This window comes from Burkholderia sp. Z1 (genome assembly GCF_014893795.1).
Lineage (GTDB): Bacteria > Pseudomonadota > Gammaproteobacteria > Burkholderiales > Burkholderiaceae > Burkholderia > Burkholderia theae.
This window is the reverse complement of record NZ_JACFYL010000003.1, coordinates 323,999-350,863: the sequence shown is the minus strand read 5'-3', so window position 1 is coordinate 350,863 and position 26,865 is coordinate 323,999. Positions and strand designations below refer to the sequence as shown.

20 protein-coding genes are annotated in these 26,865 nt (G+C 66.5%); 15 read left to right on the top strand and 5 right to left on the bottom strand.

Annotation, left to right across the window (positions count from 1 at the left end):
• Positions 1–294: 294 nt before the first annotated feature.
• The gene (locus H3H55_RS33910) at positions 295–993 is read right to left on the bottom strand and encodes an OmpA family protein (protein ID WP_226800727.1); all 699 of its coding nucleotides are present in this window, start codon (positions 991–993) and stop codon (positions 295–297) included.
• 54 nt (positions 994–1,047) lie between these two features.
• Entirely contained in the window at positions 1,048–5,847 is a 4,800-nt protein-coding gene (locus H3H55_RS33905; protein WP_193102584.1) for a YadA-like family protein, read from the bottom strand.
• 1,472 nt (positions 5,848–7,319) lie between these two features.
• Here H3H55_RS33905 and H3H55_RS33900 point away from each other — a divergent pair.
• From H3H55_RS33900 to H3H55_RS33890, 3 genes are all read left to right on the top strand, one after another.
• Positions 7,320–8,153, top strand: a complete 834-nt coding sequence (locus H3H55_RS33900) for a response regulator (protein WP_193102583.1) — start codon at positions 7,320–7,322, stop codon at positions 8,151–8,153.
• Positions 8,146–10,500 (top strand): sensor histidine kinase, encoded by a 2,355-nt coding sequence (locus H3H55_RS33895; protein WP_193103101.1) that lies wholly within the window; start codon positions 8,146–8,148, stop codon positions 10,498–10,500. Before H3H55_RS33900 ends, H3H55_RS33895 begins: the two co-directional genes overlap by 8 nt.
• Before the next feature lie 62 nt (positions 10,501–10,562).
• Positions 10,563–10,955: a cupin domain-containing protein gene (locus H3H55_RS33890; RefSeq protein ID WP_413464002.1), complete on the top strand. Its 393-nt coding sequence runs from the start codon at positions 10,563–10,565 to the stop codon at positions 10,953–10,955.
• 18 nt (positions 10,956–10,973) lie between these two features.
• Here H3H55_RS33890 and H3H55_RS33885 read toward each other — a convergent pair whose 3' ends face one another.
• The 3 genes from H3H55_RS33885 to H3H55_RS33875 form a co-directional block, all read right to left on the bottom strand.
• The gene (locus tag H3H55_RS33885; RefSeq protein ID WP_193102582.1) at positions 10,974–11,966 is read right to left on the bottom strand and encodes a LysR substrate-binding domain-containing protein; all 993 of its coding nucleotides are present in this window, start codon (positions 11,964–11,966) and stop codon (positions 10,974–10,976) included.
• Positions 11,967–12,548: 582 nt separating this feature from the next.
• On the bottom strand, positions 12,549–13,409 hold the full coding sequence (locus tag H3H55_RS33880; protein WP_193102581.1) for a ferritin-like domain-containing protein: 861 nt from the start codon (positions 13,407–13,409) through the stop codon (positions 12,549–12,551).
• Positions 13,410–13,440: 31 nt separating this feature from the next.
• On the bottom strand, positions 13,441–14,388 hold the full coding sequence (locus H3H55_RS33875; RefSeq protein WP_193102580.1) for a fatty acid desaturase family protein: 948 nt from the start codon (positions 14,386–14,388) through the stop codon (positions 13,441–13,443).
• Positions 14,389–15,059: 671 nt separating this feature from the next.
• Here H3H55_RS33875 and H3H55_RS33870 point away from each other — a divergent pair.
• From H3H55_RS33870 to H3H55_RS33815, 12 genes are read left to right on the top strand one after another with little or no spacing between them, the layout of a single operon-like run.
• Positions 15,060–16,820, top strand: coding sequence for a fatty acyl-AMP ligase (locus tag H3H55_RS33870; protein ID WP_193102579.1), 1,761 nt, complete (start codon positions 15,060–15,062; stop codon positions 16,818–16,820).
• Positions 16,817–17,527, top strand: coding sequence for an ABC transporter ATP-binding protein (locus H3H55_RS33865; RefSeq protein WP_193102578.1), 711 nt, complete (start codon positions 16,817–16,819; stop codon positions 17,525–17,527). The genes H3H55_RS33870 and H3H55_RS33865 overlap by 4 nt, the downstream gene beginning before the upstream one ends.
• Complete coding sequence (locus tag H3H55_RS33860; protein ID WP_193102577.1) at positions 17,499–18,716, top strand: ABC transporter permease; 1,218 nt, start codon at positions 17,499–17,501, stop codon at positions 18,714–18,716. Before H3H55_RS33865 ends, H3H55_RS33860 begins: the two co-directional genes overlap by 29 nt.
• Positions 18,713–19,453: an outer membrane lipoprotein-sorting protein gene (locus H3H55_RS33855; RefSeq protein WP_193102576.1), complete on the top strand. Its 741-nt coding sequence runs from the start codon at positions 18,713–18,715 to the stop codon at positions 19,451–19,453. Before H3H55_RS33860 ends, H3H55_RS33855 begins: the two co-directional genes overlap by 4 nt.
• Entirely contained in the window at positions 19,443–20,783 is a 1,341-nt protein-coding gene (locus H3H55_RS33850) for a hypothetical protein (protein ID WP_193102575.1), read from the top strand. The genes H3H55_RS33855 and H3H55_RS33850 overlap by 11 nt, the downstream gene beginning before the upstream one ends.
• Positions 20,784–20,796: 13 nt before the next feature.
• Positions 20,797–21,894: a hypothetical protein gene (locus H3H55_RS33845; protein ID WP_193102574.1), complete on the top strand. Its 1,098-nt coding sequence runs from the start codon at positions 20,797–20,799 to the stop codon at positions 21,892–21,894.
• Positions 21,895–21,953: 59 nt separating this feature from the next.
• On the top strand, positions 21,954–22,208 hold the full coding sequence (locus H3H55_RS33840) for an acyl carrier protein (RefSeq protein ID WP_048248936.1): 255 nt from the start codon (positions 21,954–21,956) through the stop codon (positions 22,206–22,208).
• A 7-nt stretch (positions 22,209–22,215) separates the two neighbouring features.
• On the top strand, positions 22,216–23,091 hold the full coding sequence (locus tag H3H55_RS33835; protein ID WP_193102573.1) for a hypothetical protein: 876 nt from the start codon (positions 22,216–22,218) through the stop codon (positions 23,089–23,091).
• Between the two features lies 1 nt (position 23,092).
• Positions 23,093–23,713: a hypothetical protein gene (locus tag H3H55_RS33830; RefSeq protein ID WP_193102572.1), complete on the top strand. Its 621-nt coding sequence runs from the start codon at positions 23,093–23,095 to the stop codon at positions 23,711–23,713.
• Position 23,714: 1 nt separating this feature from the next.
• Entirely contained in the window at positions 23,715–24,698 is a 984-nt protein-coding gene (locus H3H55_RS33825) for a ferritin-like domain-containing protein (RefSeq protein WP_048248940.1), read from the top strand.
• Position 24,699: 1 nt separating this feature from the next.
• The gene (locus H3H55_RS33820; RefSeq protein ID WP_193102571.1) at positions 24,700–25,689 is read left to right on the top strand and encodes a 3-oxoacyl-ACP synthase; all 990 of its coding nucleotides are present in this window, start codon (positions 24,700–24,702) and stop codon (positions 25,687–25,689) included.
• On the top strand, positions 25,679–26,854 hold the full coding sequence (locus H3H55_RS33815; protein ID WP_193102570.1) for a PLP-dependent decarboxylase: 1,176 nt from the start codon (positions 25,679–25,681) through the stop codon (positions 26,852–26,854). The genes H3H55_RS33820 and H3H55_RS33815 overlap by 11 nt, the downstream gene beginning before the upstream one ends.
• Positions 26,855–26,865: the final 11 nt, after the last annotated feature.

Genomic DNA, 26,865 nt, shown 5'->3' with positions numbered 1-26,865 from the left:
GAGTGTCGGGCAAAAACGATCCGTAAACGTGACGAGCGCCGTTGGAAAATCGACGGCGCTCGTCCGGTTCTGATTGTCGTTGCGCGGCCTAGGCGACGGGCGTGGACGCCAACCCGTCCAGTGACGGACCTTCACGGACTTCCCGCTGTCGCCCATGATAACGAGCGGGCGTGCTGCGCGGGCCCGATGCGTCAGGACCAGTTTCCCTCCCGCGCCACGTTGTTTTGGTCTCCCCAACGCAGGATCGTCGCATGTCGGCCGCCGTTGACGATGTCGCTGGCGGCCGCCTGTCTGTTAATTCTGAAGTGAAATCTCCACGCGTCGATTGCTCGCTCGCCCTTCCGCGGTATCGTTCGAGCCCACCGGATCGGCTTCTCCCCTGCCGGTCGCCGTGACGGAATCCGCCTTCAGGCCATGTTCGCGCAAGTACGACGCGACCGACTCGGCTCGGCGCCGCGACAGCACGAGATTGTGCGCCTCCGAACCGACGGCATCGGTATAACCCGTCACCGTGGCACGCGAGAAACGCCGGTCCGCCTGACGACTCAGCAATGCGTCGAGTGCCGCCTGAGCCTTCGGCGTCAACGTTGCGGAGTCGGTCGCAAAGTACGCATCGCCGGTCAAACTGATCTTTTCAACGGCGGCCGGCGCTGCCGCGGCGGGCTCCGGAGCCGGCGCGGGCACCGCGCCGCACTGGAACTCGAGCGACCGCGGGTCGGCGCCTTCGCGCAATGGCGCCGCGGAATCGACGATGCGGACCGCCTCCTTGTCGCACACGCGTGTTGCCACCTTCATGCAGGTCTTTTCGCTCGACAGGATGCCGTGACAGTCGACGCGGAACGTCCGGATACCGTTTCTCGGTTGCAGCTCATACGCGTTGAAGGTCGGCCCGGACGCGCTCGAGCATGCGGCGAGGGACGCCACGGACACAAGCAAGGCAAGAGAGTATTTGTTCACTGGATAACTCCGGAAAATCGATTCGAAATCGCGCATGCGGCGCGGCAGCGCGGCCGCATGCGGATGCGTTCTCATTCGGTGCGCACGGAACTACTTCCACTGGTACAACATGCCGCCGCCAACGACGCGTTGACTGCCGCTGAAACCGCCATTCAGCGTCGCCTTCAGGTTCTCCGTAATGCGCGCCTGCACGCCGACCGCCATCGCCTTTTGACCGAGGAAGCTCGCCGTACCGACCCCCATCGCGAAATTCGAGTCGCGATCCATGTGCGGAATCGACGCGATCGCGGCGGTTGCGGCGATCCCTTCGCGCGCCATCGAATCGGTCTGCTGGATCTGCTGCTGCATCTGCGTCAGCTGGTTGTTGACGGTGTTCAGCGACTGCGTGAACTGGTTCGATACCGCATTCAACTGGTTCACGTTGACCGCGTCGGTGCCCTGCGTGCCGGCCGCGACGTTGACGACCTGGCGCGCCGAATCCGCCGAGCCGACCGCGACGACGTTCGAGCGCCCGCCGTCGTTGCTGCCGGTGCCGATCGCGGTCGAATTGCCGCCCGACGCCGTCGACCCGACCCCGATCGCGGTCGACCCGTTGCCGGACGCCAGCGACCCGTTGCCGACCGCCGTGCTGTTCGAGCCCGATGCAACCGCGCCCGAGCCGCCCGCCGACGAGTTCGCACCGGTCGAGCCCGGCGTCACGTTCGTGCCGCTCGGATTCGTCGTGTACGAACCGAGGTTGGACGTGCGCTGGGTGATCAGCGTCGTCAGTTGGTTGGCGACCGAATCGAGCTGCGACACGTTCACCGCGTCGGAGCCGTTCTTCCCGGCCGCCAGCCCGGTGATCTGCCGGTTGCCGACGTTCACTTCGCCGGCCGACGACTGCGGGGTGCTCAGGCCGTACGCGATGTAGTTGGTCAGCGCGCCGACCGTGGTCAGCGAACCCGCGCCGAGCGCGACGCTGTTCGCCAGCGTCGCCGACGCACCGGCGCCGAGTGCGAGCGCATCGGTCGCATTGCTGTGCGCGCCCGATCCGAGCGCGACGCTGCCCACGCTGGCCGCGAGCGCGTTGGCGCCCTGCGCGACCGACTGCGCGCCGGTGGCCGTCGCGCCGCTGCCGAGCGCGATGGCATCGGCTTGCGCGGAACTGGCCGCCTGGCCGATCGCCACACCGCCCGGCGCGGTCGCGTCGACGATCGCGCCGTTGCCGATGCCCACGCCGTTGTCGCCGTTGACGACCGTCGTCGGGCCGACCGCGACCGATTCGGCGCCGACCGCGAGCGAATCCACCGCCGTCGAGTTCGCATGGAAATACTTCGTGGTCGTGACCGCGAACGACTGCAACGCGCCGGCCAGCTGCCGCACGGTCACCGCGTCCTGCTGGCCGGTGCCGTCCGCGACGTTGGTGATCTGGCGATACGTCTTGCTCGCCGCGTCGCCGACCGATACCGCGCCCAGCAACGTCTGGTCGGTCGTGTTGAACGGAATCGACGCGCTGCCGTTGCGGATGATGCCGGACGCCGGCACCGTCGCGCGATCGGACACCGAGCCGGCGCCGAGCGCGATGCTGCCGTCCACCTTCGCGATCGCGTTCGGGCCGATCGCGACGCTGTCGACGCCGAGCGCCTGGCTGTCCGGCGCGGTCGAGTTCGCGTGGAAATACTTGATGCCGTGCGCGTTGATGTTGTCGATCGCCGAGCCGACGTTGTTGTTGACCGTCGTCGAGCCGTCACCGTTGTAGGTCACGTAGGACGGCGCCGAAATCGTCCCGGTCGTCGGGTTGTAGGTCGCGCCGCCGCCGAGCGCGCCGGCCGTGCTGTTGCCGAGATTGCCGTTGTTCGACGCGATCGAGCTGAGGCCCGTCGACAACGAGCTGATGCCCGTCGACGTGGCGGTCGACAGCGACGTCAGGTTGCTGTTCGTGCTCGACAGGCCGGTGGACAACGAACCGACGATCGTCGAGGTTGACGTCGACAGCGACGTGATCGAGCTCGTCGTCGAACTGAGCCCGGTGGACAGCGAACCGATGCTCGTCGACGTCGCGGTCGACAGTGACGTCACGTTGCTGTTCGTCGTGCTCAGACCGGTCGACAGCGAACCGACGACCGTCGAGGTTGACGTGGACAGCGACGTCACCGCGCTGTTCGTGCTCGACAAGCCGGTGGACAGCGAGCTGATGCCCGTCGACGTCGATGTGGACAGCGACGTGACCGAACTGTTGGTCGAACTCAGGCCGGTCGACAGCGAGCTGATACCGGTCGACGTCGACGTGGACAGCGACGTGACCGAGCTGTTCGTCGAACTCAGGCCGGTCGACAGCGAACCGACGACCGTCGAGGTCGACGTGGACAACGACGTGACCGAACTGTTCGTGCTCGACAGGCCGGTGGACAGCGAGCTGATGCCCGTCGACGTGGACGTCGACAACGACGTCACCGAACTGTTCGTCGAACTCAGGCCGGTCGACGTCGATGTGGACAGCGACGTGATCGCGCTAGTGGCCGACGACAAGCCCGTCGACGTGGAGGTCGACAATGAAGTCACTGCACTGTTGGTTGAACTCAGGCCGGTCGACAGCGAGCTGATACCGGTCGACGTCGACGTGGACAGCGACGTGATCGCGCTAGTGGCCGATGACAAGCCCGTCGACGTGGAAGTCGACAGCGACGTCACCGAACTGTTGGTCGAACTCAGGCCGGTCGACAGCGAGCTGATGCCAGTCGATGTCGACGTGGACAGCGACGTGATCGCGCTAGTGGCCGACGACAAACCGGTCGACGTGGAAGTCGACAGCGAAGTCACCGAACTGTTGGTCGAACTCAACCCCGTCGACAACGAGCTGATACCGGTCGACGTCGACGTGGACAGCGACGTGATCGCGCTAGTGGCCGACGACAACCCGGTCGACGTGGAAGTCGACAGCGACGTCACCGAACTGTTGGTCGAACTCAACCCCGTCGACAACGAGCTGATGCCCGTCGACGTGGAAGTCGACAACGACGTGACGGCACTGTTCGTCGAACTCAACCCCGTCGACAACGAGCTGATGCCCGTCGACGTCGACGTGGACAGCGACGTAATCGAGCTAGTGGCCGACGACAACCCGGTCGACAACGACGACACGCCCGTCGACAACGAACTGACACTCGACGCCGTCGACGTCGACAATGAATTGACCGCCTGGTTCGTCGCAGCGAGCTGCGAACCGTTGATCGCATCCGTGCTCGCCGAACTGATGCGCCCGGCCGCGACGTTGGTGATCTGGCGTTCGGTGCCCGGCGCACCGACGCTGACGACGCTGGTCGGCGTCGTGCCCTGGAAGTTGTACGTGACGCCGCCGATCACCGCGCTTGCCGTCGGATTCGGCGCAGCCGTCGTCGACCCCGAGCCGAGCGCGACATCGTTCGCATTGTTCGCCACGGCCGACGCGCCGAACGCCACCGCGCCCGCCGCCGCCGCGGTCGACGTGTTGCCGAGCGCGAGCGAGCCGGTGCCCTGCGCATTGTTGGAATTGCCGATCGCCACCGCGCCGTTGCCGTTCGCGGTATTGTTCGAACCGGCCGTGACCGCGCCGGTGCCAATCGCGGTGCTCGGATCGCCGATCGCCACCGCGCCATTGCCGCTGACCGTCTGGCCTTCGCCGAGCGCGACGGCACCGGTGCCCGTCAGCACCTTCGAGTTGTTGCCGGCCGCGATCGAGCCCGCGCCCGCGGCAGCCGCAACCGAGTTGGTATCGCCGATCGCGACGGAGGAACCCGCCGCCGCGACGCTGTTGATGCCGATTGCGGTCGAATTGTTGGCCGACGCGGTCGCACCGGACCCCAATGCGGCCGCCGATATGCCGCTGGCGAGCGCGAGATTGCCGAGCGCGACGCCGAACTGCTGCGTCGCGGTCGCCTGCACACCCATCGCGATCGAACTGACGCCCGACGTGTTGGCGCTCAGGCCGAGCGCCATCGACTGGTCGGCGCCGGCCGTCGTGCTCGAGCCCAGCGCGATCGAGCTGATGCCGAGCGACTGCGTGCCCGATCCCGGTACCCCGGCAACGCCACCCCAGCCGATCGCGATCGATGTCCCGCCCTTCGCGCCGCTGTTGACGCCCATCGCGACGGCGGAATTGCCGGACGCCAGCGAGCCGCTACCCACCGCAACGCCGGCCGCACCCGAACTCGTCGACTGGTTGCCGATCGCGATCGTGCCTTGATTGGTCGCCTGTGACGAAAAACCGAGCGCAACGCTGCCAAGGCCCGACGAAACCGCGCCGAGTCCGAGTGCAGCCGCATTCTGGCCAGAGGCCGTGGCATTGTTCCCCAGCCCGATGGCGGAAACGCCGTTCGCGGTCGCGCCACTGCCGATCGCCACCGTGCCGGACTGCGTCGCCTGGGTCTGGTTACCGACGGCAACCGCAAACGCTCCCGAACTGATCGCCTGCACGCCGAGCGCCGCGCTATTGGTGCCGGTCGCCTGCGCGTTGATGCCGACGGCCGTCGAACCGTCGGCCATCGCATGAGCGCCCGGGCCCAGCGCGGTGGCCGACACGCCCTGCGCCGTCGACAGGTTGCCCAATGCGGTCGAATTCTGCTGCGCGGCACTCGAACCGACGCCGATCGAGATCGAACTGATGCCGCCGGTTGCCGACCCGCCATCCTGCGCGTACTGCGCATGCGCGGCGGCATGGAACAAGCCGAGATACGCCGATGCCATCAGCACGGCCAGCCGTCGTAGCGACAGCGCGGAAGGCATCCCCTCGTGTGTCGCGGCCCCCCCGTTCGCGGCCCGCTCCGGCGCGCTGCTCGACGACGCAACCCGCTTGCCGCGCGCGCGGTCAAGCTCCGACGCCGCAACCCAGGCTCCCAATGCTTCGTTCCAGATCGACTTGAACGACTTGTTCATCTTGTCTTCCCTCGGTTCTCATGTGCTGGATGACGCGACAACGCACGCTGCGGCCAGCGAAGACGCATCCCTGCGCGTTCCGCTTGCTTCGCGACGCTCCGCTCTTCACTTTGGATGACTAACTAAACGACTGAGCAACGCTGCACGACACTCGCGATCGTTATCGCGATCACGCGACCGCACCCCGCATGTGCGTGGCAGCACGATGCGCGGCGACGATCGCCGGTTATCGAAACACGGAAGCCGATATCGCCGTCCCGGCGGCGGCACGATGCGCGACGCATGGCCAATGCACGCGCGTGCGCCGTCGCGCCGAACCAGCGGCGACTTCGGATCTCATCGGAAAGCGCCGTTCAGACGCCGGATGGACGGATGCCGGCCCACACCTCGGGGCGGCCCGTCCTGTTTCATTCGGGAGGAGGATGACGTCGCGTGACCCGCGGGACTGAAGCATGCGCCGCCGGATCGCTGACGCTGACGGCCGGCACCGGTTCGCTCGAACCGGTCCGTTGACCTGCCATGCCTGTCGTGTTCATATTTTTCGTGCCCGCCTGATTCGATAGCGCACCGTACGCGACTGCCCCCGGACCTTCGAACCGCCAGGCTGCCAACGCGACGCCACTCACCCTTTCCGTTCGGCTTTCAAACGCATTTTCCGGATTTCCGGAAAAACATCGCCGCCGTGCCGAACGACCCCCGCATCGAATTAATCGATCGAATTTCCTTGACGATTTTTCTTTCTCGATGCTTCACACTCACACAAACCCGATCATTCGCCGGCTCTTCTTATATATCAACGGATACGGCGAAATATGAAGTTTGCATTACCCTCGTGCCAGTTATTTTCCTGCTGCCCCATTCCCAGATCTTGAGAATGCCATCATGCGATGTCACGTTTAACATCGCATGCTGAAGATACGACAGCGATATGCAATCCGCGTGAAACCAGCCCACCTCTGAAGAACCGATTCCAGCCGCGCCGGGGCTAGTGTGCAGGCGTTCTTCCAAACAAACCTTTTCCCGAGCGGAAAAACCCTTTTCCGGAGCGGACGGCATTTACATTCATACGCACGGGCACGAAATCCGATTTACGGGCGAAAGACTTTTTGACCGGCTATCAACAAAATCTTAATCAGGCAAGCAGTGAATTGGCGGATTCAATTTACATCGAGCACCATCGACTTTTCGATACGTGACGCACGAATACATCGCGCGGGCCAAATCAAGTCCAATAACATTGAAACGGAAATAAAGACCGATATCAATATAACCATTCCGGAATATTTTTCCACCTCTTTCGTGCCGACCGAATGCCGCGGCCGAAAACGCGCCGCGCCCCCGCCGGATATGCCCACACAGGCCGCACGGAATCCTCACAATCCGGCTGTTGCCGACATATAATTTTTCGCAACAATCGTGCACATAGCGATGCTTTCAGCCCGTCAGGCCTACTTCCCTACCCGTTCGCAACCATGTCATCCCGCTTGTCCAGTCCGGCGCCGCCTCGCTCCACGCCGGATCTCGCTGACGCACATATTCTTGTCGTCGACGATCGCCCGAACGACCTGCGGCTCCTGACCGAGATATTGCGTGTCGCGCGGTGCCGGATCAGCGTCGCGTTCGACGGGCTGCAGGCCTATCACCGTGCGCAGGCGATCGCGCCCGACCTGATCCTGATGGACGTGCGCATGCCGCGCATGGACGGGTTCGCCGCCTGCCGGCTGCTCGCGTCGACGCCGTCGACGCAGTCCATCCCGGTCATCATCCTGACGGCCGCGGGCGATCTCGAGGATCGCATCGCGGGGCTCGAAACCGGCGCGATCGACTACATCGTCAAGCCGTTCGAACCGGCGGAAGTGATCGCCCGGATCCGCAATCACCTGAAGCGGACGCGGCGCAGCCAGCCGTTTGCACATCTGCCCGAACTGCCCGACAACCCCGAAGCGGCACTGGTGCGCGCGGCGAGCGAGGTGCTGCTGCGCGACCTGCGCCATCCGCCGGCGCTCGAGGATCTCGCCAGACAGGTCGGCACGCACGAAAAGCGCCTGTCCCGCGTGTTCCGCGACCATCTCGGCCAGACCGTATTCGAGTATCTGCGCGACACGCGCCTGCGCGCCGCGATGCATTTCCTCGCGGAGACGTCGATGGGGATCGGCGACATCGCCGAGGAAATCGGCTTTTCCACGCCCGGCAATTTCGCAACGGCCTTCCGCGAACGCTTCGGCATCACGCCGTCCGACTGGCGCCGCCAGCGTCATGCGGCCCACGCGCCGCCGACGCCCGGGGCGCACCATCACGATGCATAGGCGCCACGCCGCCTGGGCGGCGGGATGTCGCGCACTGCTGCTGCTCCTGATGGCGATGGCCGTCACCTGTACGACGGCCCGCGCCGCATCGACGCCGAACCCCGCGCAACTGGAAGCCGTGTCGCTTTTCGAGGACACCGGCACGACGATGACCGTCGATCAGGTCGCCGAACGGCTCGCCGATCCGTCACGCAGTGGATCCTCGGCGACCAAGCCGGCGTTCAACGTCGAGTTTTCCCGGTCCGCATGGTGGGTTCGCGCGACGCTCGGCAACCGCGGCAGCACGATGCGCCCGCTGGTCCTGGTGTTGCTCGACGCGCGCGTCGACCATGCCGACTTCTATCTCCAGCGAAACGGCCAGTGGACACTCGCCAGCCGCTTCCCCACCGCCGACGTCGAAACCGACGGCGACGCGAACCGGCAGCAATCGCGGTACCCGGTACTCGACGTCACGCTGCGCGCCGGCGAAAGCGTCCCCGTGCTGATCCGCGTCACATCGCGCAAGGAAATACGGCTCGCGCCGGTCGCGTTCACCCGCGAAGCATGGTCCGCGCAAGAGTCGCGCGCCACGATGTGGGACTTCGGTTTCTTCGGCGGGTTGCTCGCGCTCGTGTGGTGCGCGCTGCTGATCGGGTTCTTCTCGCGCAGCAGCGTGTTCTACGTGCTGGCCGCGATGGCGCTGAGCACGACGCTGTTCGAAGCGGCGTACCGCGGTTATGCGGCGATGGCGCTGTCGCCCGCCGCACGCGAGTGGGCGGCGCGCGGCGAGGAAGTGTTCGTGTACCTGTCGGTGGCATGCTTCATCGTCTTCATCCTGACGGTCGCGCGACGCGAGCAGGCCCGGATGCCGATGCGTGCCGTCTACATGGCGTTCCTCGCGCTCGAATGCGTCGGCATCGCCGGTGCCGTATGCGGCGACCTGCTGACCTTCACGTGGTTCTGCCTGCGGTTGAACACCGTGCTGGGGATCGTGAACATCTGCGCGGCGTTGACGCTCGCGATCCGCCGGACGCCGACCGCCCGCGTGATGCTGATCGCGATCGCGACCGCCACCTTCAACATGCTGATCCGGATACTCGACGGCATGGACGCGCTGCCGCCATTCCTGTTCTGGCTCAAGTCCGATATCTATCCGAATCCCGTCATCGCGATCATCGGGCTTGCCACGCACCTGTTGGTGCTGGCCGCGTGGATCCACCACGTGGGCCGTCAGCGCACCGAGGCGAGAAAACGGCTCGAACAGTTCCAGCTCACCGAACAGGATCGCCTGCGCGACGAAGTCGCGAAACGGACGGTCGAGCTCAACGACGCGCTGCAGCTGGTCAAGACGCACATGCAGCAAAAGATCGAGACGCTCGGTTATGTCAGCCACGACCTGCGCGCGCCGCTGTCCACCATCAACGGCTACGCGAAGCTGCTGCTGCAAAGCGCGACGCGCGGCCAGGCGCGGCTGATCCGCTCGATCGACCGCAGCATCCGCTACCAGCTCGCGCTGATCGACGAATTGCTCGCGTTCACGAAGGCCGAACTGCAGCCGCTCGGCGTTGCGCCGGACACGACCGACCTGCCCGGCCTGCTCGACGACCTCGGCCACTACGCGGTCGCGCTGTGCGGGCAGCAGGACAACCGGTTCGTCTACCGGCCGGCCACGCCGCTGCCGCGCACGGTGTCGATCGACGGGATGCGGCTGCAGCAGGTGCTGCTCAACCTGTTGTCCAACGCGTCGAAATTCACGCGCGACGGCACGGTCACGCTGTCGGTTCACGCAGCGCGCGACGGCGATGCGTGGCGCCTGCTGTTCGAGGTGGCCGATACGGGCATCGGGATCGACATCACCGGAACCCGCGACATCTTCCGCGCGTATCAGCAAGTGCAGGCCGTGAACGGCGGAACCGGGCTCGGCTTGTTCATCGCGCAACGCATCGTCGGTGCGATGGGCGGCGAGCTGGCCGTCGCCAGCCAGCCGGGTGCCGGCACGACGTTCTCGTTCCCGGTCGTCGCGCCGGCCGTCGGGCATGCGCTCGTGCCGGTGTCGGAGCTCGTCCGGCGGTTTCAGCCGGGCGACGATGCCGAGCCGGAAATCGCCGCGCCCGTGATGCAAGGCCCGCCCGCCGATGCGCTCGACACGCTGATCCTGCTCGCCGGCGACGGGCGTCTCACCGATATCGAGGAATGGCTCGGTCAGGTTTCGGACGATCCGGATCATGCCGACTTCGTGCAGGACGTGCGCCATCACCTCGATATGCTCGATCTGCACGCGATCGAGAAACTGGCCCGCTCGCTGAAACGTGCACACGTTGCCGATACGTCGCTCGACGCCGAGACGGATTCGGCCGAACCGGCCTGACAGCGCAACCGCGGACAGTGCGAGACTGGATCCGCATCCTTCATCCCTGCCTGGAGATCACCGTGCCCGTCAACGTGTTTGCCGAATCATTCGACCTCGAAGCCGCATTCGGCGATGTGTCGGAATACTGGTCGCCCAAAGTCGTCGCACAGGTCAATGATCAGTACGTCAAAGTTGCCAAAGTGCGTGGACAGCTCGTCTGGCACGATCACGCGCACGAAGACGAACTGTTCTTCGTCGTGCGCGGACACCTCAGGATCGAATACGAAGGCGGCCGCGTCGTCGATCTGCCGGCCGGTTCGATGCACGTGGTGCCGCGCGGCACGCTGCACAATCCGGTCGCCGACGACGAATGCTGGATCGTGCTGATCGAACCCGTGCAGACGAAGCACACCGGTGACGTCGCGTCACCGCTGACGCGGACGATCGACGAGCAGTTGCGCGCGGCGCGCTGAATTAGTTCGTCTAACTGACTAACCAACGCGATACATCGGCACGACATTGCTGTCGGTTTTCTCCGGCAGCGACGCAAGCGGGTGGCACGCTTGTTCGAGCAGCCAGTTGGTCAGCACGGCGATATCGAACTCGTTGCAGGCATCCGGGTTCTGGATGAGCACGTAACTCCCGGACGCAACCGTACAGTGCGGAAACAGCTCGACGAGCCGGCCCTGCTTCAGCAGCCCGTCGACCAGCGGCCGCCGTCCAAGCGCGATGCCGTGCCCGTCGACGGCGGCCTGAACAAGCTGGTCGTACTGGCTGAAGTGCAGCGCGCCGGCAGGCCGCAGGCGCGGCACACCGAGTTCCCTCAGCAGATGGCTCCACGCGTGCCATGGCCACTCGCCGCGCGGATCGTCGAGATGCAGCAGCACATGCTTGTCGAGGTCCGACGGCACCATCGACGCGGCGTCGCCCGCGGCGGACACCAGGCTCGGGCTGCAGACCGCAACGACGCGCTCGCGAAACAGCACTTCCGTATCGTCGGTCGATGTACACGGCCCAGCATATCGCACGGCCAAATGCAAACGTTTGCGTTTAAGATCTTCAACTTCGCTCGTTGCCGATACGCGCACGTCGATGTCCGGATAGCTTGCCCGGAACGAACCGAGGCGCGGAATCAGCCACAGCGCCGCGAATGACACGGTTGTCGACAACGAGATCGAGCGCTGGCCCACGCTCGACGACAGCTTGCCGATCACCGATTCCAGGTCGGACAACGCGAACGCGATCGCGTCGTACAGTTCGCGTCCCTTGTCGGTCAGCGTCAGCGAACGGATGTGCCGGTGAAAGAGCTCGATGCGGAGCTGTTCCTCGAGCGCCTTGACCTGGCGACTCACGGCGGACTGCGTGACGTTCAGTTCCTGCCCCGCACGCGTGAAGCTCAGATGACGCGCCGCGCATTCGAAGCCCCTCAGGAAATCCAGCGAAGGCAGACTTCTCAATCGTTTTGCCAATCTCACATTAGCCATACCGCCGCCTCAAAGTTGCACCATCACCAAACAAGTCTCTATTCGTCTCCCAGAGTCGTTTCCTTTCATTTGAATTCGGAAACGATTTTATATTGAAGCATACATGCATCTCATTCTTATTTTCAATCATGACATTTGTATTTATCTATCAATTTTCGCGACCCCCACATTCTTACATAAGCGTTATGAAGTAACGATTTTGTAAATGAATATGTGCACGATATTGCGTCGTGATTGATGCGAAAAACATCGCTCCCACAGCGGATTTCGGGCGGATTTCGCCGTTACGTTGGCAGTTTTCACGCTGCAACGGAGCAATCGCGATATGCCTACAAATCAATTTCAATTACCTGTCTTTTCAATTGATTTACCGTATTACGAAAACATGCAAAATCCCGGCATGCATATCGAATGCATATAAATCATGAATTTCATGTTTATTGCGAACGACTAAACAGGTGGAATTTCGCTTGATTTCAACGCCACCTGGAAATTGACGCGCCGATCATTTCCGGAAATGAATATTCCGCCGATCGCGATTGGCGATCGGAGGTTTTTCACCGCGTTGCGGCCGGCTCCCGACTACACGTCCGCCACCGCCGCGTCCGCGCGCGCCGTCACCTCGCGGCGATAGCGGTTCAGTTCCTGCGCGGTCGCGAACGTGCGCTCGAACAGGATCGACAGGTTGTGCAGGATGCGCTCGACGACCTTCTTTTCCCACTCGCCGTCGAACCGGATCTGTTCGTCGAGCCAGCGCTCGAGCCATTCCGGATCCGGCAGGCGCGACTGCACGGTGTCGCGCGGGAACAGCGCCTGGTTCACGTGCAGGTTGGTCGGGTGCAGCGGCTTCTCGGTGCGGCGCGCCGACGCCATCAGCACGCCGATCTTCGCGAACGCGGCACGCGCGACGTCGCCGCAGTCGTTCAGCGCTTTCTTCATGTAGCGCAGGTACGCGCCGCCGTGGCGCGCTTCATCGCGCGAGATCGTTTCGTAGATCTGCTTGATGACGGGCTCGGTGTGCCAGTCGGCCGCGCAGCGATACCAGTGGTTCAGGCGGATCTCGCCGCAGAAGTGCAGCATCAGCGTCTCGAGCGGCGGTGCCGGGTCAAACTGGAAGCGCACCGCGTGCAGTTCCTCTTCGGTCGGCACCATTTCCGGCTTGAAGCGGCGCAGGTATTCCATCAGCACGAGCGAATGCTTCTGCTCCTCGAAGAACCACACGCTCACGAATGCCGAAAAGTCGCTGTCGTGCTGGTTGTCGCGCAGGAACATCTCCGTCGCGGGCAGCGCCGACCATTCGGTGATCGCGTTCATCTTGATCGTCTTCGCCTGCTCGTCGGTGAGCAGCGAAGCGTCGAACTTGTCCCACGGAATGTCCTTCTCCATGTCCCAGCGAACCGCTTCGAGCGACCTGAAAAGTTCGGGATAGAGCATCGTCGTCACCGTCGTCGAAAGGCGTTCGGGCCAGATGGGGTCATGCCGACTGCGCGGACGCCGGCGCGCCGGCTTCGGCGTCGGGCCCGCGATCGTCCGCATCGTCGTCCACCGTGCGCGGCGACAGCCTGCCGCGCAGCAACGCGGCGTAGAACTGCCGGTAGGTGCGGTGGTAGTAGCGGATCTGCGGCGCGATCGCGCCATGCAGATCGTGCAGTCGCTCGATCGGCAGGCCCGGCATCATGTGGTGCTCGACATGATAGTTGTTGCCGTTCGTGAACCACGTCATGAACGCATTGCTCTCGATCGTCCGCGTGTTGCGGAACGGGTCGGTACTCGTCAGGTCGCAGCGATAGTGTTCCGGCATCTCGACCAGCGCGTGCACGGGCGCCGCGACGAGTACGAGCGGCACGACCCACACCCACACGAAAACCCAAGTGTGCAGCGCGAACGACACGCCGGCCAGCAGTGCGATCGTCGCGACCATCAGCAGGTGATCGCGGCGGATCGCTCGCGACACGAGCGGGTTGTCGCCGAAGCGCGCGCCCGGCACGACGAGTTTCGCGACGTTCTTCGCGAACTGGATATAGTGCGCGGCCATCGACAGCCGCCATGCCCAAAGCCCGAGGTTGACGACGGGGCTCGCGCCGTACTGGTCGCCGTAGTCGAAGAACTCCTTGTTCTCGGGCGTGCCGAGCAACCGGTGATGCCGCAAGTGACTGTCCTGGTATGCATGGAACGACACGAGCATCGGCATGCCGACCAGCACGCCGAACACCATGTTGAGCCGCTTGCTCCTGAACCCCTGGTAATGCAGCGCCTGGTGCTGCAGCTCGACGCCGTGCGCATACATCGCACCGATCAGCACGATGCCGACGATCTTCAGGATCACCAGAGTCGACAGCGCGAACATCATGCCGTGCGCGAGTAGCGCGACGTAGACCGCCAGCTTCAGCGAGAAGACGACGCCGCTCGGGCGGCTTTTCATGTCTGCAACCGGTTTCGGGCGGGCAACAAGCGATGAGGTGACGGACAAAACGCTCTCCTTGGCCGGACCCTCGCCCGGCACCGTGGACATTGACGACGCTGGCGCGCTGCCGGGTTGCAATTCTTCTGTGAGTCGATGCTTCGGACAAACGAATTTTCCGAACGCATTGCATGACGCCCGCGCATGAGCGCACCACATCGTGAACTAGACGACTGGTCGAATGCGACCGACCGGTCACCTAGGGCCTGTTCGCGCTAATAACGGGCTTGCGCTGGCCCCCAGAAGGGCCGAGCGCGAGGAATGCGACGAAGCGAATACTCGACGTATTCGCGAGGAGCATGACGCGGCGATCGGCCCTTCTGGGGGCCAGCCCCACGAATGATTTTTTCCAAACAGGGGAACGCGCCTTGCCGGCCGTATTGCGGCGTCGATCGTCGCTTGTTTGGCGCGGCCAAACGGCGCTCCTCACTCCTTGCACTACGACCGGCAAGGCACGTTCGCAAGCCCGTTATTAGCGGGAACAGGCCCTAGTGAATGCGCGCTGCTCATGCATAGCCTGCAAAGATTCCGTTTGTCGCGTTGCGCCGATCCGGCAAGAATCCGCCTCACTCGACGAACGGCGCCGCCGGCACCGTGGAACGAGCGGCCGTGTTCCTCAACGGGAGATCCTCGTGACGAAGTGCGCATCCACCATCCATCGCCTGATCGAATCGCTCGAGGACGTCGTGGGCGCCTCGCATCGCATGACGTTCGTCGACGACGCGGGCAATGAAGCGGACATCACGTACCGGCGCTTCGCGGAAGCGGTGTTTCGCCAGGCCGGTGCGCTGCGCGAGCTGGGCGTCCGCGAGAACGACCTGGTGATGCTCGCGCTGCCCGCATCGATCGAGCACGCAACCGCGATGATGGCCTGCGTGATGACGGGCGCACTGCCCTGCACCGTGCCGGTTCCCGCGCGGCGTGCCGCCGCCGGGCGACAGGTGGTCGATGTCGCCTGCGAGCTGTACCGGCCGCGCCTCGTCATCGCCACGGACGCGCAGTCGGCCGCCTGGCGCGACGATGCGTTTCCCGCTGCATCCACCCGTGTCGTCGATCTCGCGACGCTGTCGATCGCCGCGGAAGCCGGCGCGCGTGCGCTGATCAGCGCAAAGCGCGGCCGCGATCCGCATCACGTCCAGCTCACGTCGGGCTCGACGTCGCATCCGAAGGCCGCCGTGCTCAGCCACGAGAACGTGGTCGCGAACGTGCTCGGCATCGGCGGATCGGTGCGCTTCGACATCGCGGCCGGCGACGGCACCGCGTCGTGGCTGCCGCTCTATCACGACATGGGGCTGCTCACGCTGCTGTCGAACCTGCACTACCGCGCGCCGTTGCTGATGATGCAACCGAACAGCTTCATCCGGAATCCGCTCGGCTGGTTGAAGCGCATCGCATCGGCGCGCGCGACGACGACGTCGGTGCCGACCTTCGCGTTGCGCTACTGCGTGCGCCGTTTCAATGCCACTGCGATGGAAGGCGTCGACCTGTCCGCGTGCCGCAACATCTTCATCGGCGGCGAACGCGTGGACGACGCCACGCTGCGCGATTTCGCCGCGACGTTCGCGCCGTACGGCCTCGCGGCATCGGCGCTGCAGCCGTGCTACGGGATGGCCGAGTCGACGCTCGCGGTGTCGATGCACCGTGCGTGGCATGAAGGCGCGGTCGACGGCGCCCCGTACGTGATCGCGGACACGCTCGACCGGCGCGCGCTGATCGAGCGCCGCGATGCGCAACCGGCCACCGCGAACGACCGCGGCGAGCCGGAAACCGAAACCGTGCTCGCGATGGGCACGCCGATCGAAGGCATGGCGTTTCGGATCCTCGACGACGGCGATCATGCGCTGCCGGGCCGTGCGGTCGGCGAAGTCGCGATCCGCGGCACGTCGGTGATGCTCGGCTACCTGAACCCCGACGACGGCACGATCGCCGCGCCGCTGACGGCCGACGGCTGGTTCCGCACCGGCGACATCGGCTACGTCGCGGACGGCCAGCTCCATATCCTCGGCCGCAAGAAGGAAGTCATCATCATTCGCGGCAGCAACTACTTCCCGCACGAGATCGAGGAAGCGCTTGCGTCGCACAGCGCGCTGCGCAAGAGCACCTGCATCGCATTCGGGCTGCCCGATCCCGAGACGGGCACCGAACGACTGGTCGTCGCGATCGAAGCGCGGTCGGTCGATGCGACGCCGCAGACGCGCATCGAATGCCAGCAACTGCTCGCGTCGCGCATCGGGTTCGCCGCGCAGGACCTCTGCTTCGTCGAGCCCGGCTCGCTGCCGCGCACGACGAGCGGCAAGCTGCAGCGCCTGAAGTGCCGCGACCTCTACGCGAACGGTGCGCTGCCCGTGATCCATGCGCCGGCGGCCGAAGTCGCACAGGGAGCGTACGCATGACGGCCGCGTCGCTCTCGCCGGTGCTCGAACTGCGCGACGTCACGCGCGTGTACGAAGGGGCCGGCCGCGTCGTCGCGGTGCGCGGCGCGACGATTTCGATCGCTCAACGCGACGTGGTCGCGCTCGTCGGCCCGTCCGGCAGCGGCAAGAGCACGCTGCTCAACCTCGCGGGCTTTCTCGACGTGCCGAGCACCGGCGAACGCTGGCTCGAAGGCCATCGGATCGACGATGCGCCGGACACGCTCGAACGGATTCGCCGCGAGCGCATCGGCTTCGTGTTCCAGCAGTTCAACCTGATTCCGGTGATGTCGGCGCTCGAGAACGTCGAACTCGGCTGCTTCGCGTGGGGCACGCCGCGCACGCGCCGCGAACGCGCCCGCGCGATGCTCGACGCGGTCGGGCTCGCCGCGCGCGAACGCCACCGCCCCGGCGAACTGTCCGGCGGCGAGCAGCAGCGGGTCGCGCTGGCCCGCGCGCTCGCCAAGGAGCCGGCCATCGTGATCGCGGACGAGCCGACCGCGAGCCTCGACAGCACCAACGCGCAGGCGGTCGCCGAGCTGATCCTCGACACCAATCGCACGCTGGGAACCGCTTTTCTGATTGCGTCGCACGACGATCGTCTGTGCGCGCGCCTGCCTCGCCGCATCGAGATGCGCGACGGCGTACCGGGAGTGAACCGTGAACTGGTCGACGTTTGCGTGGCGTAACCTCTGGCGCAATCGGCGCCGCACCGTGCTCACAATGGCGATGATCGGCGTCGCCGCGTTCGCGTCGAGCCTCGCGCTCGGCTACGTGATCGCGACCTTCGACGCGGTGCGCGAAGGGTCGATCGACAGCGGCGTCGGCCATGTGCAGGTGCTGCATCACGGCTACCTCGACCTGATCGGCGAGCGGCCGCTGCAATACGGGCTGACCGCGGACGAGCAGGCCGCCGCGGCACGCGCCGTGGCGACGCTACACGGCGTCGCGACCACCGCGCGCGGCATCGACTTCGACGGACTGATCTCGAACGGCGATCTCAGCTACGGCTTCGTCGGCGAAGGCATCGAGCCGAACCGCGAGCCGCCCGGTTTCTTCGACTATCACTCGGTGCTGTCGGGCCGCTATCTGTCGCCGACGAACGCCGGCACCGAAGTCGTCGTCGGCGCCGAACTCGCGCGCAAGCTCGGCGTCCATGTGGGCTCGGTCGTGCAGCTGATGGCATCGACCGCGCACGGCGGCATCAACGCGACCGACGCGCAGATCGTCGGCGTGATGAGCACCGGCAACAAGGACGTCGACGAGCGGATCGTCAACGTGACGTTCGCCGCCGCGCAGGCGCTGCTGCGCACCGACCGCGCGTCGCGCATCGCGGTGTTCCTGTCGGACACGTCCAACACACAGGCCGCCGCCGCAACGCTGCGCGCCGCGCTGCCGTCGCTCGACGTGAAGACGTGGGATCAGCTCGTGTCGCTGTATCACCAGGTCGTTGCGCTGTACAAGAACCAGTTCTCGGTGTTCGGCGCGATCCTGAGCCTGACGATCCTGCTGTCGATGAGCAACTGGATCCTGATGAGCATCGTCGAACGCCGCCGCGAGATCTCGACGCTACGCGCGCTCGGCGTGCCGGCCACGACGGTGCGCGGCGTGCTGATCCAGGAGACCGCACTGCTCGGCCTGCTCGGCGCGGCCGCCGGCATCGCGGTGGCGCTGCTCACGATGGTCGCGCTCAATCACGCGCAGATCCACCTGCCCGCGCCGCCGGGCCGCGTGAAGCCGATCCTGCTCGAATTCACGGTATCGCCGGCCGCCGTGGCCGCCGTCGAAGGCGCGTTCGTCGTGCTCGGCGTGGCGGCGGCGCTGCTCGCGACACTCGGACTCGCCAAACGCAACATCCTCGAAGGACTCGCCCCATGATCCGCATTCGCGTTTTGTTCGCCGCGCTCGTCGCGTGCACGCCGGTTGCCCATGCCGCCGACGCACCGACGGCCCAGACCATGCTTGCCCGTGCCGACGCGTATCGCAGCACGGCCGCCGACACGCAGACGAACATCGAGATCACGAACCTGGTCGGCGGACAATCCGACGACGCGACGCGTTACCTCGTCTATACGCGCGGCAACGGCGACACGCTCGCACTGACCCGCAGCGGCGAGAACGACGGCCAGAAGTACCTGGCCACGACGCGCGGGCACTGGTTCTACGTGCCGAACACGCGCAGCGCGGTACGCATCAACGGGATGCAGCGGCTGCAGGGCGAAGTCGTCATCAGCGACATCACGCGCACGCATTGGGCGGACAGCTACCGCGCCACGGCCGCGCCCGGCACGACGACGATCGCCGGCAAGCCGGCCACCGAGCTCGACCTGACCGCGACCGATCCCGACAACGTCTATCCGACGATCAAGCTGTGGGTCACGCCGGACAGCGACGTGCCGGTGCGCGCGCAGTTCTTCCTGGCCAGCGGCCTGCTGTTCCGCAGCGCCGATTTCTCCGCGCCGGTCGATGCGAACGGGCGCAAGGTGATCCGCAAGATCACCTATCGCAACGAGATCGAAAAGCAGCGCGCGAGCGTCGTCGACATGCTCGACGGCCAGCCGCGCAAGATTCCGTCGGGCTGGTTCAATCCCGACACGCTTGCCGATGGCCAGTGACCACGACGCCCATGCCGACGCTCATCGTGATCGCCCTCGTCCATCGTCCGGCCGCGCCTGCATGCCGTGCCGGCGCGCATGGCAAGGCGCTGCGCTCGCCGTCCCGCTCGCGCTGGGCTGCACGCTCGCGCACGGAGAATCGCTGATGGACCAGCTCAGCACGCTGAACGGTATCGCGTACGCACGCTCGGTCGACAGCATGGACGGCCATGCGCTGCTCGGCAACCTGATCGGCGACCAGCCGCGCGACCAGCAGGAAGCCGGCCTGCTCGCCCGCATCGACGGCGAGAACCTGTTCATGAACGCGCGCGTCGTCGCGAGCAACCACTCGCTCGGCGCGCAGTCCAGCCGCTTCAACGAGGCCGGCGTGCGCTACGCGTTCGACAACGGGATCACGCTCACGGCCGGCAAGCGGATCGACCCGCTCGACACGTCGCAGGCGTTCTTTCCGCTCGGCTTCTTCCAGAAGCGGGCCGCGACGGCGGACATCTACGATCGTTACGGCGACGTCGAAGGCACGCCGCTCGTCGAGGCGAAATGGGCCGGCGAGCAGACCACGCTGCAGTTCATCGCCGGCGAGAACCGCACGCTGCGCAACGACGTCGACAACCGCGACGTGCAGGGCGCGACGCAGCTCGTGCGCGGCGCGTACAACTGGTCGGGCGGCTCTGCCGCGTTGCTGGCCGGCCGTCACGCGGGCCGCGGCGGCGCCGGCGCGACGCTGTCGTTCGACGTCGCACGCTCGAACACCGTCTATGCGAGCGCGTGGCTCGAACGCGGCACGACACGGCCGCTGCCGGCATTCATCGCGAACGGCACGCCGCTCGATTCACCGGATGCCTACGACGCGGTCGACCGCCGCAACGACCGCCAATATATGTGGCGCAGCGCGGTCGGGATGCAGAGCGCGCTGCCCGGCAACCTGTCGCTGATCGTCGAGTGGTCGCACGACGAGGCACGTTACGACGCGAACCAGTGGCGCCAGCTCGTCGGCGCGGTCCGCGTGAACAACGCGCTGCTGCCCGTCGCGCCCGGCGCCGCGCTGGCCGGCCTCGGCGGCACCGCCGATTTCGTGAGCGTCGACGGCAACCTGCGCGACTACCTGTTCGCACGACTCGGCAAGAAGATCGGCCGCGTCGAGTATTCGCTGCGCGGCGTCTATTCGCCGCAGGACAAGGGCCTGCTCGCGATCGCCCAGGTCGTCGCCGACGTGAACAAGCGCGTGAGCGTCGATGTCGCGCTCACGCACGCGTTTTCAGACAGCAACTCCGAGTACCGGATGGTCGGTCTCGGCACCCGCATCGACGCCGCCGTGCGCGTGCGCTTCTGACAGGAACCCTGCCATGTCCACGCTTTCCGTTTCCGCTTCGTCCGCTGCCCCGCTGTCGCCGCCGCTGCTGTTGCGCGTGGCCGACCAGGCCACGTATCCGGTCATGCGCCACCTCGACACGATCGGCACGCCGCCGCGCGCGGCGGCCCGGCTCGTCGAAGCCGCCGCCGTGCGGCTGCTCGACAGCGAGATGGTGATCGCACTGCGCGCCACCACGCCCGACGTGCTGCCCGATTCGTCCGCCTCGACGCCGCTGCGGCACGACGAGGCGCCGCTCACCGAAGCGCTGCTCGAGCAGATCGGCCGCGAAGGTTTCCACCATCTGTTCAAGCCGTTCATGCGTGCGTTCATCCGCATCATGTTCGGGCTGTTCTTTTCCGACGACCAGAACCGTCGTGCGTGCGACTGCATCGACGCCGGTCACAACTTCGCTTTCCTGATGAGCGACGGCGGCGGGCCGACCCTTGCCGCGTGGCGCACGGTCGTGCGCAGCGACGACAGCGGCCTCGCGCTCACCGTCGACAAGGTGTGGGGCATCGAGGCGCACCGCGACTGCATGGCGGTCGTCGCGGCCCGCTTGCCGGGCGTGATGTTCCCGGCCGCGTACCTCGTGTGGCCCGACGAGTACCGAAAGCTGAAGCGCGCGACCTGCGGCGCACCGTTCCTCGCGGGCAACCTGCAGCTCGCGAACGTCGGCGGCCAGGTCCGCGTCAACGCCGAGGACCGCCTCCGGATCGGCGGCCCGACCGTGTTCAACAAATACCTGACCGTCGTGCGGCCGTACTTCGTCCGCGCGCTGATGGCACACGTCGACTGGCTCGCGCAGACCGGCCGCGTCGAACTCGATGCCGACGCGCGCGCCGTGCACCGTTTCATCGCCAGCGCCGCGCGCAGCCAGACCGACGACGCGCACTACAGCTTCGGCAAGGTGCAGCGCGTGCTCGCGATCAAGCTGCTGTCGAACGAGTTCCTGACGGCACTCGTGCGCGACGGCAAGGTGGCCACCTTCGACGACCAGCGCGACCTGCTGGCGTTTTCGAAGATGGAAGGCAGTTCGTACCGTTGTTATCACGAGCTTCGCAAGAGCCTGCGCTGCGAAGCCGGCAGTTGACCCACGCGACAGGCCGATCGATCCCGATCAATCCACTCAAAAACCCAGGAGCTCCTCTCATGACGACCCAGAACGTTCCGGCCGACGCGCTCGACATCCTGTCCCGCGAAGTCGCGAAGATCCTCAACATCGAGACCGTCGACACGGATGCCGGCATCGGCGAACTCGGCATCGATTCGCTGAACATCGTCGAGCTGATCGTGTTCTGCGAACAGCTGTACGGTTCGATCGATCCGGAAGCGCTGAACATCACGCAATACACGACGCTGCAGCAGCTCGACGCGCAGCTGCGCCGCCAGCAGCACGCCGCCTGACACGACGATGCTCGCGCCTCTTGCCACCGCGACGGCAGCCGCCGTCCAGCCGGCCCCGGCGACCGCGCTGACCGTGCAGGCGCTCGCGTACCGGCGCGTCGCGCCGGCGCGCGACGGCGCGGTCGTGCCGCTCGCCGACACGGCCATGGCGATCGGCGCGCTCGCCTGTGCCGAACGCGAGCGGTTGTGCGGCACGGTCTGCGCGGACGACTACGTGGTCAGCTCGACGATCCTGTCGATGCTGTTGATGAACGACTCGCCGGAGCACCGCGTGTTTGCGCAGGCGCTCGCCGGCGCGAACGACTACACGCCCGACTGGATGACCTGCTCCTACGAATGCGCGGGCTGGGGTTACGTGCTGCGCCGCGCGCTCGCGACGACCGCCGACACCGGGCCGCGCACGCTGCTGCTGCAGATCATCGACATCGACGTGCACGGCTACACGTACTGGCACGGCAATCCGGCATGGGGGCGCTCGGGTTTCGGCGTCTGCACGCTGCTCGTCGATGTCGGCCGCGAGCCGGCGCAGTCGGTGCTCACGGACGCCGCGCCGCCCGCCAGCGCGGTCGTGCGGCTGGGCCGCGACATCCGCACCTTCTGCGCGGCCCGCCCCGGCGTGCACGCGGCGCTGCCGTTCTTTCCGGCCACGTCGCGCCGCGCGCTGCTGGCATCCGTCGGCAAAACGCCGCTGCTGCCGGACGGCCACGGGCTGTTCGGTCATGCGTTCGGCAGCGATCCGTGGCTGTCGGTGCTGCTCGCGCATCGCGACGGCGACACGCCGCGCCGCGCGGCCGTCTGCTCGCTCGCGCTGAACGGCTATTACACGATCGCCGACATCGCGTTCGCGCCGGACGCGACGTTCTCTCTGCACGGCGAGGCGTGACATGGTGCGACCCGTTCATTTCACCTACCGGATCGAGCGCGACGCACGGCAGCCGGTCGCGGTCGCGGCGAGCGCGTACCGGATGCCGCTCGACACGCCCGCCGACTACGCGCGCGCCGCGCTGGCCGAAACGGCCGGCGATACGTACGACGCAGACGACGCACCCGTCGGCGAACGTCGCGTGCTGCTCGACCACGTCCAGTATTTCGCGTTCCTCGCGGAAGCCACCGCGCGGATCCGCGACGCCGTGCATCCGGATGCACGCGTCTTCATCGAAGTCTGCGCGCCGTACTTCGGCGCGCTGCCGGCCGAACTGCTCGCGCCGCACGTGCTGCTCGGCGTACACCTGTACGACGAAGCGCTGCGCGATGCCGCACGCGGCACGCCGATCGTGTGGATCGGCGACCGGATCCTGCGCGATGCGGAGTTCGCCGGCGACAACCGCGTGTGCTGCGCGATCTGGCCCGCCCGGCTCGCCGACACCTTCGACGCGCAACTGCGCGGCCCGTGGCCGTCGTATGCGATCCGCCTCGAGCCGCATCCGGGCGCGTCGCGCGCCCCCGCCACCTTGACCGATTCCGCCCATCATTCCGGCGCCGCCGTGCGGCCGGGGAGACCTTGACATGAATCAAACGCTCACCGTTATGCAGGACACGGCCGATATCCGCTGGTCGATGCCCGTCGATGCGCTGATGTCGAACGACTACGCGCTGCGCGAAGAGGCGCTGAACCGGCTGTACGAAAAAGCGAAGGCCGCGCAGTGGGACGTCGCGACCGACGTCGACTGGAGCCACGAGCTCGATCCGGCCAATCCGCTCGGCATGCCCGACCCGACGCTGCTGATCTACGGCACCGAACTGTGGGGCAAGCTGTCCGACACCGACAAGCGCGAGGTGCGCCATCACGCGCAGGGCTGGCTGCTGTCGCAGATCCTGCACGGCGAGCAGGCCGCGCTGATCTGCGCATCGAAGCTCGCGTCGGCCGAGACCGGCCTGAGCGCACGCCTGTGCGCGGCCGCGCAGATGATGGACGAAGCGCGCCACGTCGAGGCCTACGCGAAGCTCGTCAACGAGAAGCTCGACGTCAGCTATCCGATGAGCCGCTCGCTGAAGGGGCTGCTGCACGACACGATCACGAGCAGCGCGCTCGACATGACGAACCTCGGGATGCAGGTGCTCGTCGAGGGCATCGCGCTGTCGATCTTCCAGAGCGTCGTCGCATACAGCACCGATCCGTTCATCAAGGATCTGTTCGTGCGAATCCAGCGCGACGAATCGCGCCACTTCGCGGTCGGCCGGATCACGCTGTGCCGCGTGTATGCGGAGATGAGCTCGAGCGAACTGCGCGAGCGCGAGCAGTTCGTCTGCGAAGGCGCGGCCGTGCTGTACGAGCACCTGTGCGCGGACGACATCTGGGAACCGATGGGGCTGTCGAAGCGCGAATGCAGCGCGATGGTGCGCGAGTCGCCGGTGTCGAGTTCGATCCGGCGCTCGATCTTCCGGCGCCTCGTGCCGACGATCCGCGAGATGGGCCTGCTCACGCCGACCGTGCAGGCGACCTTCGAAAAACTCGACGTCCTCGACTACGCGGCGATGCCGCTCAACTGACATGACGATGCCCTCTTCCCTCGCATCCCGCGACCCCGGCTTCTGGATCGGCATCGACGCGGTGGCCTACGAGCTGCCGGGCCTGCCCGTCGATATCGAGGCCTGGGCCGCCGAGCGCGACTACCCGGCGCAGCGGGCGGCGGCGATCGCGCAGTCGGGCAGCCGCTATTTCCACATGGCGCTCGACACGAGCGAGACCGACCTCGCGATCGCCGCGGCCGGCCGCCTGCTCGACACGGCCCGCGTGCAGCCATCCGACGTCGGTGCGATCGTGCACGTGCACACGCAGCAGTTCAGCGTGCCGCCCGCGCCGCGCAGCCTGCCGCACGAGCTCGCCGCGCATTTCGGCATCGAGCCGTTGTGGCTCGGCTCCGTCGCGCAGCTGAACTGCGTGTCGGTGGCGGCCGGCATCGAGACGGTCCGCGCGCTGATGCGCCGCCATCCGCAGCTCGACGCGGCGCTCGTCGTGTCGTCCGACCGCGTGTACGGCGAGGATTACCGGATGCGGCAGATGACGGGCGTGCAGTGCGACGGCGCCGCCGCGATGCTGATCGCCCGCAACAGCACGAAGAACCGGCTCGGCGGCATCGCGATCGAGACGCACGCGAAATGGCACCGCGGCTCGGATACCGTCGCCGCGAACGAGGCCGACCTGATCATGATGGAGTGGCCGTACACGCGCAAGGCGATCGACGCGGCGGTCGCGCTCGAGCCGCACGCACTCGATGCGTACGAACTCGTGCTGCCGCACAACGCCGACCTGCCCGGCTGGAACGCGCTGTGCCGCGCGATGCGCGTGCCGGCCGAGCGGCTGTATGCGGAAAATATCTTTGCGCGCGGCCACGCATGCTGTTCGGATTTCCCGATCAACCTGGCCGACGTCGGGCTCGATGCGGTGGCGCGCGGCAAGCGCGTACTCGGCGTGATGCAGTCGAACTGCGGCGCGTATGCGGCCGCCACGCTTCATCCGGTGGGCCGCCATGACGCCTGACCGCCCGCTTCCGCCCGCCGGCGATCACGCATGGATCGCCGACCTGCGCACGCCATGCTACGTGTACGAGCCGGAAGTCGCGATCGCGCGCTACCGGTCGTTGAAGGCGCATCTCGGCACGAAGTTGATCGTGTCGCTGAAGGCGAACCCGAACCAGGACATGCTCGCGCGCTGCGCGCATGCGTACGAGGACGGCGTCGAACTCGCGAGCCGCGGCGAACTCGACGCGGTGATCGGCCGGATCAAGACGCCGCGTTACCTGAACAATCCGTCGATGGACGAGATGTTCATGCGCGCGGGGCTCGCATCGCGCTGCCATTTCGTGCTCGACAACCCGGACGCGGTCGCACGCTTCGTGCCGCTGGCGCGCGAAGCAGCGGCCGGCGGCGGCACGCCGGGCCCGGTGCTGCTGCGCCTGAATGCCGGTGCGCTGGCCGGCGAGCACGCACGCGCGCTGTGGCACGACCACTTCGGGATGACGCCGAACGAAGCGCACGACGCGGTACGCACGCTCGCGGCCGCCGGCTTGGCCGTAGCCGGGCTGCACGTGTTCTCCGGCCCGCATTCGTTCATCCGCCAGGACGCGACGCAGCCCGACACGCTCGCGCTGCCCGAATTGCTCGCGGCGCTTGCACGCGATCTCGCACCGGCCAACGGCGCGCCGCTCGGCTCGCTGAGTCTCGGCGGCGGGTTTGCCGACGATCATCCGGGCGACGCCGCGTTCGCGCGCTATGCGACCACGCTGGCGCCGCTGGCCGGCCACTACGCGCTGGCCCACGAAGCCGGCCGCGCGATCTTTGCCGACGCGGGCGTGTTCGCGACGCGCGTCGTCGCGGTCAAGACGTGGCAGGACCGCACCATCGCGGTCTGCGACGGCGGCCTGTCGCATGCGTTCCTGCTCGCGCAGACCGAATCGGTGATGCGCCGCCTGGCCGCGCCGTCGCTCGTGCGCCGCACACCCGCGCCGCCAGCACGCGGCGTGCCGACGATCTACGTCGGCAGCACCTGCAGCCGCGCGGACGTGATCGGCCGCGACGACACCGGCGCCCCGCCGCAGGTCGGCGACATCGCCGTGTTCGCGCGCTGCGGCGCCTATCACCGCACGTATTCGATGGCGCATTTCCTGTCCCACGACGCCGCGCACGTGTACGTGCGGCCCGCCTAAAACACCCAGAG